Annotated in this window: 9 protein-coding genes and 1 pseudogene; 7 read left to right on the forward strand and 3 right to left on the reverse strand. The window is 46.1% G+C overall.

Annotation, left to right across the window (positions count from 1 at the left end; translation table 11 throughout):
• Window positions 1–446: 446 nt before the first annotated feature.
• A complete protein-coding gene (locus tag ACE3MZ_RS04765) occupies window positions 447–659 on the reverse strand; it encodes a substrate-binding domain-containing protein (RefSeq protein WP_411346696.1) in 213 nt (70 codons plus the stop codon).
• Between the two features lie 68 nt (window positions 660–727).
• Window positions 728–1,468: pseudogene (locus ACE3MZ_RS04770) on the reverse strand (LacI family DNA-binding transcriptional regulator); the annotation flags it as partial.
• Window positions 1,469–1,783: 315 nt separating this feature from the next.
• On the opposite strand from ACE3MZ_RS04770, the gene ACE3MZ_RS04775 reads away from it, so the two are divergent.
• Both ACE3MZ_RS04775 and ACE3MZ_RS04780 read left to right on the forward strand, forming a co-directional pair.
• Window positions 1,784–2,695, forward strand: coding sequence for a RecB family exonuclease (locus ACE3MZ_RS04775; protein ID WP_411345341.1), 912 nt, complete (start codon window positions 1,784–1,786; stop codon window positions 2,693–2,695).
• A 97-nt stretch (window positions 2,696–2,792) separates the two neighbouring features.
• Complete coding sequence (locus tag ACE3MZ_RS04780) at window positions 2,793–6,248, forward strand: PAS domain S-box protein (RefSeq protein ID WP_411345342.1); 3,456 nt, start codon at window positions 2,793–2,795, stop codon at window positions 6,246–6,248.
• Window positions 6,249–6,384: 136 nt separating this feature from the next.
• Here the strand turns inward: ACE3MZ_RS04780 and infC are convergent, their stop codons facing one another.
• Window positions 6,385–6,864, reverse strand: coding sequence for a translation initiation factor IF-3 (gene infC / locus ACE3MZ_RS04785; protein WP_411345343.1), 480 nt, complete (start codon window positions 6,862–6,864; stop codon window positions 6,385–6,387).
• A gap of 326 nt (window positions 6,865–7,190) precedes the next feature.
• Here infC and ACE3MZ_RS04790 point away from each other — a divergent pair, with 326 nt between their 5' ends.
• The 5 genes from ACE3MZ_RS04790 (at window position 7,191) to ACE3MZ_RS04810 (ending at window position 14,359) form a co-directional block, all read left to right on the forward strand.
• Entirely contained in the window at window positions 7,191–8,576 is a 1,386-nt protein-coding gene (locus ACE3MZ_RS04790; protein ID WP_411345344.1) for an FxLYD domain-containing protein, read from the forward strand.
• 13 nt (window positions 8,577–8,589) lie between these two features.
• Complete coding sequence (locus tag ACE3MZ_RS04795; protein ID WP_411345345.1) at window positions 8,590–9,735, forward strand: S1C family serine protease; 1,146 nt, start codon at window positions 8,590–8,592, stop codon at window positions 9,733–9,735.
• A gap of 156 nt (window positions 9,736–9,891) precedes the next feature.
• The gene (locus tag ACE3MZ_RS04800) at window positions 9,892–11,400 is read left to right on the forward strand and encodes a copper amine oxidase N-terminal domain-containing protein (protein ID WP_411345346.1); all 1,509 of its coding nucleotides are present in this window, start codon (window positions 9,892–9,894) and stop codon (window positions 11,398–11,400) included.
• A gap of 687 nt (window positions 11,401–12,087) precedes the next feature.
• Complete coding sequence (locus tag ACE3MZ_RS04805; RefSeq protein WP_411345347.1) at window positions 12,088–13,056, forward strand: hypothetical protein; 969 nt, start codon at window positions 12,088–12,090, stop codon at window positions 13,054–13,056.
• A gap of 322 nt (window positions 13,057–13,378) precedes the next feature.
• Window positions 13,379–14,359 (forward strand): aldo/keto reductase family oxidoreductase, encoded by a 981-nt coding sequence (locus ACE3MZ_RS04810; protein WP_411346697.1) that lies wholly within the window; start codon window positions 13,379–13,381, stop codon window positions 14,357–14,359.
• Window positions 14,360–15,374: the final 1,015 nt, after the last annotated feature.

Here is a 15,374-nt window from a genome sequence, read left to right on the forward strand (position 1 = left end):
CCAGATGCGTATAAAAGCTGTAAACCTAAAAAGTGGATGAAGGATGTGTATACGATATAAACCGGGTGAATGATCATGCGCAATGGATGATGGGATCGTGGAGGAAAGAACATTCATACGGGTATAACCAGAATACGTAATGAATGAGAGCGATGAAATCATAATCTAACATGAAATGATGATTATAACGAGTGCGTAGAGAGTGAGGTAGGTTTTAAAAGCCTTAATGTAAACTTGTCTTACATAAATGATCCTAAACATAAGATTTAGATTCGACAAATTCTGTTGATATGAGACATTATATTACGCATGATTTCAAATTGACAAGTAAAATTTTAAATTTGTTCTCTGTCTGGTAACGATACCATATTTTTTTGTAAGCGTAAACATTTATCTTGCATAGCCCTGCGGCAAAAAGGGGCATGCCCATGGCACGAACCCTTCTTTTACACGGAAGCAGAGGACGGGATGATTTTGCAGCTTTCACGCACGACCAGCTGATGTTGCAGCATGATGTCGGCGCGGGGTTTGTTTTTGGCATGAATAATGAGTCGGTGCAGATTTTCCAGCGATACCTGACCCATCTCATAGATTGGCTGTTGCATTGAAGTGATGGATGGACGCACAATATCGGTAATATTGCTGCCGTCAAAGCCCATAATCGAGATATCCTGTGGCACACACGCAACCCGCGATCCAGTGCGCAGTTCAGTGCACCAACTGCCATATCGTCACTGGCGGCAAATACCACGGTTGGTCGCTTGCTCAGACGTAGCAGCTCATCCATCAGCGCATGTCCGCTCGGCAGCTTGTAATCGCCAAATTTAATATATTCATCAGGAACATGAATACCGTGTTTGTTCAGTGCATCCCGGAATCCGTTGTAGCGATTTTGCCCGGACGTTACATCTTCCAGATCGCCGCCGAGATACGAGATGTCTGTATGCCCGGACTGAATCAGATATTCGGTTGCATCGAAGGCAGCCTTATAGTCGTCGATCAGTACGGAGACAAATGCTGGATCAGGCGATTGTACGCTGGAAAATAGCACAGGCATCGTCGCATTGCGGATAAACTGAACAATCTCATCATTCGTTTTCTCATGCATAATAATAATGCCCTCCACACGCATCTCCTGAAAAATATGCAAGTACTTCAATTCTTTGCCCAGATTCTCGGCGATATTGCAGACGATCAGGTTATACCCGTATTTGCTTGCCGTCTCCTCAATGCTGCTCAGAATGGTGGAGTAGAAGTTGGAAGTCAGATCCGGTACGATCACGCCAATCGTGTTCGTTTTTTGCTTTTTGAGGCTGCGAGCGATGTGGCTAGGGGAATATTTTAACTCCTCGATTGCCTCATTCACACGTTGCAGAATGTCTTCACTGACATACTTTTCTCCGTTCAGCACTCGGGAGACACTGGTTACGGATACGCCTGCGCGCTGGGCGACGTCTTTGATTTTCACGGTCAAGTGGTTCAGCTCCCTTCATGGAACAAATGGAAATAGGGTGCATAATGTATGCGATTGGGTCTTAGTATCATATTTTGACGACTGCATTCCTTTTCGTCAATCCACAAACCCCATAATCTGCAAAATTTAGCATTGTATGCAGCATCAGGGAAAATTGCAGAATGCATAGGGAGTTCTGCCGCGTGGTCTGGTATAATTTAAAAGCCGTAAGATATTTTACAACTATAAGTAACTTCTTTTCACGATACCGAGCGTTTCAAAATGCTAAGCACGGTATATGTTGAATTTTATACAGAAAGGCTGTCTGGAATGGCACAATACCCACAATGGTCCTACTCACAATCCAGGGCTAATATGTTTGATGAATGTTTGCGTAAGTATTATTTTCACTATTACGCCGCTCATAACGGCTGGAATGATCGACTTGGTTCACCGGAGCAGGTACATGCGTATCGGTTGAAGCAACTGCGTAACTTTTACCTGCTGTTCGGTGATCTGGCGCATCGGATGTGTGAATCGGCACTCCGCCAGCTGAATGATGGCAAGCAGGCACCGCGTCCCGAATTTTTGTCGCAAACGATGCGGCAGCTGCTTAACGATGCGTATGTGCAATCCAAGGATCGTGACGCATGGCTGCGCAATCCGAAACAGCATATGATGCTGTCCGAAGTGTATTACGGCGATGATACGTTAACAAGCCGCATCTCCACGATTCGCGAGCGACAGCAAGAATGTGTGCGTCATTTATATGCTACTCGTACTTGGCAGGAAGTGAGCCAACCGGGCATGAATATACTGGAAATTGAGAAATGGGATCATCTGATTCTGTTTGATACCAAAGTCTATGTCAAAATGGACTTACTATACCGTCGACCAGATCACAACGTGGTCATTGTGGATTGGAAAACCGGACGCGAAGATGACTTTTCCGATCAGCTGTATCTGTACGCTTCTTATGTGCAGGAGAAATACAATTTGCCGCTGGATCAGATCGTCATTCGAGTGGAATATCTGGTCACCGGTGATCATCAGGAATATAGCGTCACCCGCGAGGATATTGATCGGGTTGAGCGCAATATTGGCAGCTATATTCAAGAAATGAAGTCCTGTCTGGACGACGATTATTACAATCGCCCCAAGCCGGAAACGTTTTTTACCCCAATGCCTTCGGCACGCAAATGCAGAGATTGTAACTTCCGTGAGATGTGCACGCCAGTGTAGTCTGAGCGCGATTGTACTGGAAAAGAAATCCATTACCAGCGTGCAAACGAATCTATTGATATCAAATCAGCCGTAAAGGAACAAGGAGGTTGGACTAGTGGATACAGGTTGTGCACCGGACATGTCCCTGTTAATTCATATATACCGGCATATCCCAACTGGAATCGCCGTCTTTTCACCGCAAGGCGACTGCTTGTATGTGAATCCAGCATTATGCGCATTGCTGGATGAAGAGGAGGGACGACTGCGTACCCGGCTGAATGAGCAGCAACTTGCTCCGATCTGGCTGAATAACCGCCAAGAAGAAGTTGTCGAGCGGCGCATGCTTCGTGGCGATCGGCAGCCAATCTGGCTGTCGCTGCATGCTTCCTTTTATCCAGAGCAGTCGGATGTACCACTGCAATATATGATTCTATATGCGGAGGAGATCACCGAGCAGCCAGAACCGATTTCGCAAAATCTATACTCGCTGGTCACGCAACATGGTGCTGGTATTGTAGCCATCAGTTCGCCGGATGGTGAAGTGCTGTATGCCTCGTCTTCCATTCGTAATGTACTCGGCTATGAACCGGAAGAAGTCGTCGGTACGAGCTATACGTTGTACTGTCATCTGGATGAACAGGCACCTGAACAGGAGCGTTTGCAGCAAGTGGAACGGACATTCATTCGCCGCATCCGGCATAAAGACGGGCATGACGTCTGGCTGGAAGGGTTTGTACAGCGGCTGGATGAGGAGAAAGGGAAGCAATCGCGTATTTTGTGTATTTTACAGGACGTAACATTGCGCAAAACGCAGGAGGATATCGTCTCGCGCGCACACCGCATGGCACGAATCGGAGCATGGGACTGGGATATGACAGCAGGCAAAATCCACTTCTCCGAAGATGTACTGCGTATCTTCGGTCATGTGATGAAGCCGGTAGAATATACAGCAGATGCGTATCTGTCTACCATCCATCCCGACGATCTGGAGTATGTGAGCGAATGCTTGAATCGAGCGCTGGCGCTGGGCGAAAGTGGAGCGAACACGTATCGCATCGTATTGCCAGATGATGTACAAAAGACAGTACAAACGCGCTGGGAAGTCATTACTGACAAGCAAACCGGCAAGCCCCTGCAAATCATCGGTATCGCGCAGGATGTGACCGAACAATACATGATGAGCGAACAATTGCGCATTAGCGAGCACAATTATCGTATGATTACCGACCATTCGCTTGACCTGATCTCGCGTCATCTGGACGATGAAGCATGTACGTTTCTGTACGCTTCGCCTGCCAGCTTGACCTTGCTTGGTTACCAGCCGGAAGAGATGGTGGGCGAAGCTTGCTTTGATCATGTGCATCCTGACGATATTAACAAGCTGCGTGCTTATGTGGAGCATATTCGTACGCTGGACAGCCATCACAGCGATACACTTGTCTTTCGTTATCGTCATAAAAATGGCAATTACGTCTGGTTTGAAACGTTAAGTCGGTACATGTACAACGAGCAGGAGAAGCGGTACACCTACACCGCCGTTTCTCGTGATATTACCGAGCGCAAATATTTGGAGATGGTACTGCGTGACAGTGAACACCGCTACCGCTCTCTGTTTGAAAATAATCCGTCCGGCGTATGCGCCGTTGATCTGGATGGTCATTTCCTGTCGGTGAATAGCAGTCTGGAAGAATTGACCGGCTATTCGCGTCATGAACTGATCGGTATGCGCGTCTTTTCCTTTTTCAGCAAATCGGATACTCGTAAAATTCGCTACCACGCCGATCTGGCTCGTCAGGGCGTACCGCAGATGTACGAAGTGAGCATTCTGCGCAAGGACGGTTCCCTCTTCTCGGCGGATGTAGTGAATGTGCCGATTATGTCCGAAACAAAAGTAATCGGTCTGTACGGCATCGTGACAGAGACGACCGAATTGAAACGATATATTCATATGATCGAGAAGCTTGGTAATGAGCGTGCGCTTATTCTGGATTCCGTGTCTGAAGGTATCTTCAGCGTGGATGCCGATGGCAAAGGTATCTTCATCAATCGTACGGGCGCCGAGATGCTAGGACTGAATATGTACCAGCTGGATGAGCAGGATCAAGCAGGTCAGCCAGAATGGCATAAAGGCTATTACAATTTTGACGTGCTGAACGAGCAATCCCCGATCATTCAGGCGATTCGTCAAAGCAAACCGCATCTGGAGCAGGAGACGGTATTTTGGAAAAGCGATGGTTCCAGCTTCCTCGCTGCGTATCGGGTAACCCCGGTATATGAGCAGGGCGAGCAGCGTGGAGCGGTTATCGTCTTCCGCGATATTACCGATCAGAAGGAAATTTTGCGTGCCAAAGAATCGGCAGAGCGTGCCGACCGCGCCAAATCCGAATTCTTATCGGTAATGAGTCATGAATTGCGTACACCGATGAACGGCATCATCGGTATGACGGGGCTATTGGCGGATACCGAGCTGGATGAGCAGCAACATAGTTACCTAGATATTGTAATCAATAGCAGTGAGACATTATTGCAGCTGCTTAACGAAATTCTTGATTTTAGCAAAGTGGAAGCCGGCATGTTAACACTGGAAGCAGAGCCGTTCCAGATGGCAGTGATGCTGGATCATGTTGCCGAGCTATTCCTGCTACGAGCAACCGAAAAGCAAAATGTATTAACGCTCAATATCGACCCCGATCTACCGGAATTGCTGCTTGGCGACGAGGGGCGGATTCGTCAGATTCTGGTCAATCTGGTTGGCAATGCGGTTAAGTTTACCGAGCAGGGGCAGATTACGGTTAGTGTTCGTCCACTAAGCCGAGAAGAAGGGCAAACGTCGTGTCAGAAAGATATCTGGTTGGAATTTGCTGTGAGTGATACGGGCATCGGCATCGCGACAGAGCAGCAGCATTTGCTGTTCCAACCGTTTTCGCAGCTGCACCCAGTCTGGAACCGCAAGTATGGAGGCACCGGGCTTGGTTTATCCATTTGCCGCAAGCTGGTAGAGCTAATGGGCGGTACGATTGATGTGATTAGTCAGGAGAATCAAGGCTCCACCTTCCGCTTCGTATTGAAGCTGGAAACACTCCAACCTGTCATTCCTGATTTGCCGGATATCGTCAATCGTTTGGCGGAGCAGGAAGCGTCTATACTGGTAGCAGAAGATTCCTTTGCCGAATTGCGCATTCTGATTGCCGAAGATCATCCATCCAACCAGCGTGTGCTCACGTCTATGCTGCAACGACTTGGCTGCACTGCTGATATGGTGGTGAATGGACTGGAAGCGGTGCGACTTGCGACCGAGCAGACTTATGATCTGATTCTGATGGATGTGCAGATGCCGGAAATGAACGGAATCGAAGCAACGCAGCGTATTTTGCAGCATTATGCGCAGACGCTGGACGCCGAGCCTCGCATCGTCGGAATTACCGCTTTTGCACGGCTGGAAGATCGGCAGCGTTGTCTGGAAGCGGGCATGCACGATTTTGTCAGCAAACCGATTATGAATGCGGAATTGCGTCGTGTGCTAGAGGAATGCAGTCAATTGGTAGCAAGCCGTCATGTCGAACGGCAATAGAGAGCCAGTCAGATCAATACTGGCATGTTCATACAAACAGCCTTATCCTTTTCCATTCACATCATGAATGGGCAGGATAAGGCTATTTATGTTGCAGATGAAACGAAAGGAATCGCGATGATACGCTACTGGCTGACTACTTGCTGGAATCGAGCTGCACCATCGCTTGCTTGCCGCTCACCTGAATACCAGTAGCTGGTTTGCCATAAGGCTTCAATTCGCTGATCAGTTCTTCCAGCAGTTTGCGTGCTGTTGCCGATTCCTTGCTGTTCTTAGTCTTCACGACCAGTTGCACAGCATTGCCGGATTGCAGCAGACGCTCCGCCTGATTCTTTTTCGTATCCAGATCGTGATCCTCAATCTGAGCGGTCAGTCGGATTTCTTTCACTTTGACGGGGCGATCTTTGCGTGCTTCTTGTTGCTTTTGTTGTTTGGCAGCGCCAGCACCGATCAGCTGACATGGTGGCGGGCTGCTGAATAACGATGTGCAGACGAGATCGACTTTCGATTTGCGTGCCAATTGCAAAGCTTCCACTGTTGGCATAACGCCCAGATCTTCACCGTTTATGCCGGTTACATGTACCTCGGATGCTTTGATTTTCTCATTTTTGATCATATGAATATCCTCCACACCGCATTGTTGACAGGGGCAATGCGGGATTTAATAAAATAGTTTGCTTCTCGTTCTATAGTTCACGATGCTTGTAAGCATAAGCATGCACATAGTACTGCAATGCAACCTATTCCATCTTAAAGACAATCCTTTGCAAATACAAATCATTCCTGCGTCTATAACAGGAAATAATAACCTGAAATTCAATGAAATATGATATATTTTAATCAAAATAAAGATTACATTCCAAGACAGCATCAGGCGTACAGTATCGAAGCATCGCTATCAACGATGCGGTCAAAAGACAAGCCTGTATGCAACAGGGGGTTATGATGTACTGCAATCAATGTGGTTCCAAACAACCGGATGACGCAGTGTTTTGCAATCAATGTGGTGCCCGGATGCAGCCGGATACCGGAAGTACACCGCCAGTTGATCCATTCGTGGATTCGCCTAACGCGGAAGCAGTAGACTCATCTTCATCATCAGCCGATGAATCGCCATTGTCACCGGAAGCACGCAACGATCTCTACCCTTCAAGAGCAGAGCAGGAAGATAGCGAGCATACAGCTACTCTTGTGCCATTGTATGACGCTGGGCATCGACCAGATCGTACGTCCGAATTGTCGGACAGTCTAAGTCGTAATGATCGCCAACCAAGATTTCTTCGATTGCGAAAGACATTGCCGTGGATCGTACCGATCATTGTACTAATTGTCGCCATCATATGCGTGAATGCGCGGTACGAACATGAACAGCAGGTGAACCGCCAAGTGTCAGCATTTCACCAGCAGGCGCAGCAGCTTGCTTTGCAGGGCAAGTATGACGATTCGGAGCAGCAGTTGCAATCCGCACTGAATCTGCGCCCGGATCACAAAGCGTTATCGTCCGATCTGACCATCGTGCAGACTGCACATCGTATTCACGACAAGCTGCAAGCCGTATCCTCTCGCTTAAAGCAAAATCAGCTCGCTCCTGCGGAAAAGTCGCTGACTACCTTACAGCAGACGCTGGATAAGCGTCAGGAATCCATTTTTGCCCGTGAGAAAAAGCTGGCTGCTCGCAATCAGGATCTGCTGGCAGTGCTCAAGGTCAAGCAGGAGGTGGACGGGCTTGATACGGTAGAAGCACTAGCGTACAAGCTGGATGAAGTGGAGCGCCTCGACAGCAGCGAAGCCGATGAAGTGAAGACGCTCATCGTAGACAAAATCGTCAATCTGAGTCTGAAAAACGCTGAAAATCTGCTGCAAAAAAACGACTTTACCGCAGCTACCGATACCGTCAAGCTGGGACTGCAATACGACGAAAACAACGACAAGCTAACATCGTTACAGAAGCGTATTGCATCCCAGCAACAAGCATTTGAGCAGGCAGAGCAGCAGCGGATTGAACGCGCTATGCAGCAGGCAGAACAAGAAGACCTCAACAATCGTACTGCCGCTGTGGAGCCGTCTGATGTCAGCGCTGTGTTGAACGAATACGGCGATATCGAGATTTCCGGTAGTGTAGAGAATGTTGCTACCCGTCCGATCTATTCAGTCGATGTGGAATATTCCGCTTATGATGCCAATGGTAACTATCTGTTCTCTTCATCAGCTGTCGTTGAGCCGTATTATTTACAGCCAGGTGAGAGTGGATATTATAGCTCTTACGAATATGGCTGGTACGAGCAAGTGACGATTCAGGTAGATCATATTACCTGGTATCTAGATTGAGGGGGCGGAGCAGATGAGCAAATCATGGATCATTAGCAGTATTGTCAGCGTGTTAATCGTTGCTGCAAGCATCGGTTCGATTCTGTATATTAATCGTGCCGTACCACAGCAGTTGTCTTCCAAGGTGCTGCTTGCCGACGCTACAGCGAGCAAAGCCTCAGCAACAGCAAGTGGAAGTCAGAAGCTCAAAGATGTCATTTTCACAACGCAAAAAAAAGTCGTTATGCTGGAAACGGAAGCAGGTTCGCTTGGTTCAGGCTTTCTATATAACAAGCAAGGCGATGTCATTACCAATGCCCATGTTGTGTCCGGCGTGAAGCAGGTAAAGGTAAAAACGGCAGACGCGCGCATCCTGACTGGGACGGTGATTGGCATTGGTACGAAGACTGATATTGCATTGGTACGTGTACCGGAGCTGGCGGGAACAGAACCATTGCAGTTATCTTCACAAAAAACAGCGGAGGTCGGCGACGATGTGCTAGCACTCGGCAGCCCGCTCGGTCTGCAAAATACGATCACAACTGGCATCATTAGCGGTGTGGGACGCGATTTTACAATCGATCCCTACGTATATCGCAATCTGTATCAAATATCTGCGCCGATCGCGCCGGGCAATAGCGGCGGACCGCTTGTTCAGGCGGATACTGGCGAAGTGCTAGGCATCAATTCTGCAATGGCGAGTGAATCGAATACGATTGGATTCAGCATCCCGGTATCTGAGATTCAAGATACGGTGCAGCAATGGTCTGCCAAGCCGATGAGCGAATTGCCGGAAGCAATAGAGTCTGCTGACGAAGACATCGAACCATCAGAAGAGATGTCTGAGGAAGAGTATGGAGAATATATCGTCAGTTACTTTTATGAGAATCTGAATATGCAGGATTATGTGACTGCCTATTCGCTGCTCGGCAGTAACTGGCAAGGGCATACCGATTACGCAGAATTTCGGCAAGGCTATATTAATACCGGTTATGTGAGCATCGATTCCATCACGTCCGCCACTTCCGGTGATCAGGTGAGCGTCACGGTACAGATTACCGCCGATGAGCGCAAAGACAATACCAATGTGACCAGTATGTACAAGCTGACGTATGTAGTAGGCTATGAGAATGATATTTTGAAAATCATCAGCGGCAAAGGCGAAAAGGTGCAGAACTGATCTGCCCTTTCGCCGGAATCCAAGCAGTCATATTGCAAAGTATCCTACCGCTTCCATGACCATAAATTGCAACAGATATTGCTGTCCCATTCGTTTTACAAAACCTGTGTAAACTGGGATAATGAAAGCGAAGTCAACTATAGAAAGGGGAACATTATGCGAAAAAAAAGAACGACCTTGTGGATAGTCCTTCCGCTCGTATTGCTGCTCATTGTGCTGTCTGGTTGTCAATCCGTAGGTAGTCTGGATATCCAAAAAGCGATGGTCAGCAACTTGGATGTACAGTCGATTGAATCCAATCAAACCTTGTCGGTGCATCTGACACCTGCATCTTCCGCCAGTGCACAAAATGTGATGATTGCGGAGGTACTGAACAACAGCAAGCTGATTATCGATCATGCCAAAATGGAAAGTCCAAGCGAAATGTCTCTAACCGGAGCAGTCGAATATGTTGGACAACGTCTTCCGTTCCATCTGTATATGAATAATGATGGAGTTACGATTGATCTGGAAGGAGCTAAGCAGCCCATATACATATCTTATTCACTCTACGAGCAGGCTACAGGGCTGAGTGGTGTAGGCTTTAACTTTGCGGCAGTGCAGGAACAACAACGTGAATTTACAAAAGCTGTAGCTTCGTTCCTGTTCAAACATCTGCCGAACCCATCCAATATTGCGGTCGATTCCGTGAGTACAGACGTATACGGAGAAACACTGGATCTGACCCGTCTGCATACAGAACTAGATGGCAAAGAAGTATTGGAACTGGTGAAGCCATTCCTGACCAGCATGACGGCGGATGAGCAAGGAATCAAAGATCTGATTGGTGCATTCTATGATTATTATGCGCCTATTATTGCTCAAAGCAGTGCAGACAGCGAATCTTCAGCCGCATCTATGTTTGGGGATCGGGATACCTTTGTTCAAGAAGGATACACTTCCGTGAAAGAAACGCTGGATGAAGTATTAAAAGAGTATGATCAGAACATCGCCGATCTGAAACAAGACGAGAGCTTCAACACCGTCTTCGGACCGGAGACACGCGTAACAGCAGACGTATACTTTGACAGCGATCTGCATGCACGCAAGCAGAATTTGGATGTGACGATTGCATTACCAGCGGATGGATCGCTGGATTACACCTCCATTAATATTCATACCGAAAGTGATGCATGGAATATTAACGGTAGCGTCACTGCCGAGCCAGTCGATGTGAGCGGCGGCACGCTGAATATTAGCGAAAATACAACGCCGGGAACGATTCTGCGCAATTTTGATTCGTCATCCCCAATCTTCAAATTGCTCAACTTAGCAGACATTAGCCGCAAAACAGTCTATATCGGAGACTACTCCGACTACGATGATATTATCGTGCGTAACAAAATTTCCTATATCCCTGCCAAAGACCTTGCTGAAGCATTGGATGCCAAAATGCAATGGAATGCGTCTACCAAACAATTAACCTTCACCGACGATATCACTGGCGCAGTAACAGTGCTGAAGGTCAATTCCAAACAGGCAACGGTAGATGGTCAGGCAAAAACATTGCCAGCGAACGTTATTCAAGTCAAAGGCAAAACGTATGTACCAGTGCGTGCGGTTGCGGGATTCCTTGGGGCTACAGTAACATCCAGCTATGGGGACATCGTGATCGAACGGAAATGATCATACTCGTATAATCAACCATATCAGAATAACGAAAAGGGCAATTCCAAAAGACGGAATTGCTCTTTTTTTGACAATTTCTTTTTACATCATTGCGAAAAAGGGTATATATATACTTCAATCGTTGTCGCATAAAATCGAAATACGCTGATATACGCCCTATTACTTATTTATCAATTGCAGGATTTTTACAAAAAACAGAGATATTAGGAGCAATTAACAAAATAATAATAAATAAGCATTTTGCATCATTTCAACCCGGATGGTAAGGGCTAAAATTTAGGCATACATACAATAGATCGTTGTTATATCTATCATTTTACACGGAAATGAACAGACAGCAGATGCGACAGTATAACATTACGGTACAGAAGGGAGAAATGAGACTTCAGCAAACAATTAATAAATTACACAAAATAATATTTATGTAATAAAGTGAGTCAATTATGAAAAAAATGGTTATTAAACCGTCATGGTAAATTTATTCATTCGTACGTTCGCAATGAGCTGGACAGGCTGAGTGCAATTAGGGGACGCAATACATTGTCTCATCCGTCCAAAACATATGGGGGAACGCAGTAGCGGAATCATCATGATTTCTGACATGCTACATAGGCAATCCTAATCCGGCGATGAATGGACATCACACATGGCGGCAATCAAGCCAAATCAAAGGAGATAGACATCATGGGATTGTTAAATAAACAAAATGGGTTATTGTTGGCTGGAACATTGCTGGTAGGAACATGGTTTTCGGGTGGAACGGCGTCCGCGCTATCGTATAGTAGCGATGTCGTACCAACATTGACATCCAATACTGGTAGCAATGGTGCAGCGAGCGCAAGTGTAGAGGAAAGTGGTCATGAAGCATGGCGTGCCTTTGACGATACGGTTACAGCAGATAGTTACTGGCGTGCTCCGGCGGGAGATACATCTCGCATTTCATACCAGTTTAACGATAAACGTACGATTACCAAATATACAGTGCAAGCAGCTACGTACGATACAGATACTGCACCGAAAGATTGGGTATTTGCAGGCAAAATCGGTAACAACTGGTTGGAGATCGATCAGCAGTCCGGCGAGAAGAACTGGAAACCCGGTGAACGCAGAACATTTGAAGTAGATAACGATGTTGCTTATAGCGGTTATGCTCTGTTCATTTCGAACAACAATGGCGGCGATTGGGTTGCTGTCGATGATCTGGAACTGACGCAGTTTGAGAATAATTACAATCTCGTACCGCCTACACCTGCTCCAGCAACTGGCAAGGCAAGTGCTTCGGTAAATGCTGAGAACGCCTGGAAAGCATTTGACCATTCGACTGCTGGAGATAGCAGCTGGGTATCCGATTCGCAGCGGTATGTCGATGCCTCGCTGTCGTATACATTTGATCATCCAACTGTGGTCAAAGGATATTCGTTAACTGTAAACACGAAGTCCAATGCACCTACATCGTGGATTTTGGTTGGTTCTAACGATGGCGAACAGTGGGAAGAAGCAGTTCATGAAGTGCCTTCCGCTATGCGCTGGGAAGCTGGCGTTGCCAAAGCCTATGCAGTTGATAACACCAAAGCCTACAAAACATACAAACTGATCATTAGCCGTAACAGTGGTCCTGCACAGGTCAGCATCTCTGAGCTGGAACTGTACTAAGCCCAAATGTAAGATGAATATCAAGTGTATGAATGAACAAATGATTCATACAAACGCATCGCTATAGATGCAATATGCAAACCCTGCTATCAATCACAATATAGACTTCAAGCCTGTCGGTTCGCAGACCGCACAGGCTTTTTGTTTTATACCTATTTGATTTCATGTTATTTCATTCTCTACTATAGAACATCCACAATATACGACATGAGATACGTAATATATGAATAAGAACGTTCTATTGTAATATAGTGTTCATCTGTGCGAACATGGTAACGTATGGACAGCAACGCAAGAGACAACAGAATGGGAGGAACGAATGATGAACAAAGTAATGCCACTCGTTCGACGTGGTGTAAATGCAAGCCGTCTGGCGCTAGGCTGTATGCCGTTTGGCGGTAGCTGGGACAGCGAGCCATTTACTGAGCAGCATGTAAAAGAAGCAGAAGCGGCGGTGGAAGCAGCGCTGGAGATCGGAATCACGATGTTTGACCATGCGGATATTTATACGCGCGGCAAGGCGGAGGAAGTATTCGGTCGTATTTTGCAAGCCAAGCCGGAATTGCGCGAACAGATCGTTATTCAATCCAAATGCGGCATTCAGCTGTCGGATGATCAATTACCGGGACGGTTTAACTTCTCGTATGATCATATTGTACAATCGGTGGATGATAGTCTGGAGCGTCTGGGAATTGACTATCTGGATGTATTGCTGCTGCATCGTCCCGATCCGTTAGTAGAACCGGATGAAGTAGCGGAAGCATTGGCTGTACTGAAAGCAGCGGGGAAAGTTCGCTATTTTGGCGTTTCCAATATGAGTGCACCGCAGATTGATTTTTTGCAGCAGGCGATACCGGATTCGTTTGCCGTGAATCAGCTGGAGATGAGTCTGGGACATCTGCACTTTGTCGATCAGGACATTCATGTCAACCAGCAGGCAGGCACCAATGTTCATTTTGGCTCTGGACTGATGGAATATTGTCGTAGTCGTCATATCCAGCTACAAGCATGGGGACCTCTGGCTCAGGGGAAATTCTCCGGTCGCAATGTAGACGATCAACCGGAACATATTCGCAAAACCGCTGCCCTTGTACAACAGCTGGCAGAGCAAAAGGATACAACCCCGGAAGCGATTGTACTCGGCTGGTTAATGCGTCATCCAGCGATGATTCAGCCTATTGTCGGCACGACCAATCCAGAACGGATCAAAGCTTGTCAGGATGCAGAACATCAGGCAGAACAGATGAGCCGGGACGAATGGTATCAACTGTACACAAGTGCACGCGGGCAAATGGTTCCTTAGTCGAGTGGAGAACATAAGGTCATAACTGGTATAATAGATAAAATAAGCATACGAATCTTCACTATCTTTAGATAAGTTAAAAGCCGTTTTCTCGCCAGCCCGGTGTGGATGGAGGAAGGCGGCTTTTTGCTTACAAATTTACAAAGTGATCAGGTAAAGTGATCAAGTCACAAAGTCGCACCTTGATATAGTTACAGAGTAATAGATCTACAGATCTATCGTATGTACATACCATTGCTATAGTTGCCCTAGCTGGACTCTGGAGCATCTCCATTATGAGAAAAGCGAAATCAATATCGCCGCTAGTCACCTAGCTATTTACGTAAAAACGTAGCTGTAACTTTTGGAGAATAAGGAGATATTACAAGTAATAAAGGATAAACCTGACACCAAAGTGGAGAAAATCAGCACTATTACAAGTTTTAAATATGAAAATAACGGATTAATAATTTACAATTTTATGGATTAAATAGGAACATGTGTTTTTTAATTGGAATTGGAATATTATCTTAATAAATGACAGTCAGAACGCTTTTGTAACCAAATTGTAATAATTTAAATCGCTTACGTAGCAAGAAAATCACAGCAAAAATTTTTACTGAACTATGTAAAATGGCGATTTGCGTATCACTTGTTAAAAACCTTATTATACCAGGGGTTAAAACACTTTATACACTTATAACATCACAAAAATGAGATAAGAATCCCAACGATTCCTTATATACCAAGGAATCATGCATTTCAAAAAAAAATCAATCAATCGCATAAAATGGAAAAATTATCATGTAAATTATTCTTTTTGCGTATATAATATGTTCAAACGAAGCAAAGTTATTCAAAACGAATAACATTTGGGTAAAGGTAACAATGGGATTGCGTCGTGAGTTATTTCATTGATTAAACTGTCGTTTATTCGAAAATCCGTCGTCAGGGTAGCTTTACTGCCAGCGTACAAACTGAAACTGCCTTAATTACTGAATTTATTCTCGCAAAACCGTAATTTCCAAATTTGAAT

This window comes from Paenibacillus sp. WLX1005 (genome assembly GCF_046603685.1).
Classification (GTDB): Bacteria; Bacillota; Bacilli; order Paenibacillales; family Paenibacillaceae; genus Saccharibacillus.

Coding starts and splice junctions, on each gene's coding strand:
- ACE3MZ_RS04795 (WP_411345345.1), top strand. CDS start 8,590: ATGAGCAAATCATGGATCATTAGCAGTATTGTCAGCGTGTTAATCGTT.
- infC (WP_411345343.1), bottom strand. CDS start 6,864: ATGATCAAAAATGAGAAAATCAAAGCATCCGAGGTACATGTAACCGGC.
- ACE3MZ_RS04800 (WP_411345346.1), top strand. CDS start 9,892: ATGCGAAAAAAAAGAACGACCTTGTGGATAGTCCTTCCGCTCGTATTG.
- ACE3MZ_RS04810 (WP_411346697.1), top strand. CDS start 13,379: ATGAACAAAGTAATGCCACTCGTTCGACGTGGTGTAAATGCAAGCCGT.
- ACE3MZ_RS04775 (WP_411345341.1), top strand. CDS start 1,784: ATGGCACAATACCCACAATGGTCCTACTCACAATCCAGGGCTAATATG.
- ACE3MZ_RS04805 (WP_411345347.1), top strand. CDS start 12,088: ATGGGATTGTTAAATAAACAAAATGGGTTATTGTTGGCTGGAACATTG.
- ACE3MZ_RS04790 (WP_411345344.1), top strand. CDS start 7,191: ATGATGTACTGCAATCAATGTGGTTCCAAACAACCGGATGACGCAGTG.
- ACE3MZ_RS04765 (WP_411346696.1), bottom strand. CDS start 659: ATGGGCTTTGACGGCAGCAATATTACCGATATTGTGCGTCCATCCATC.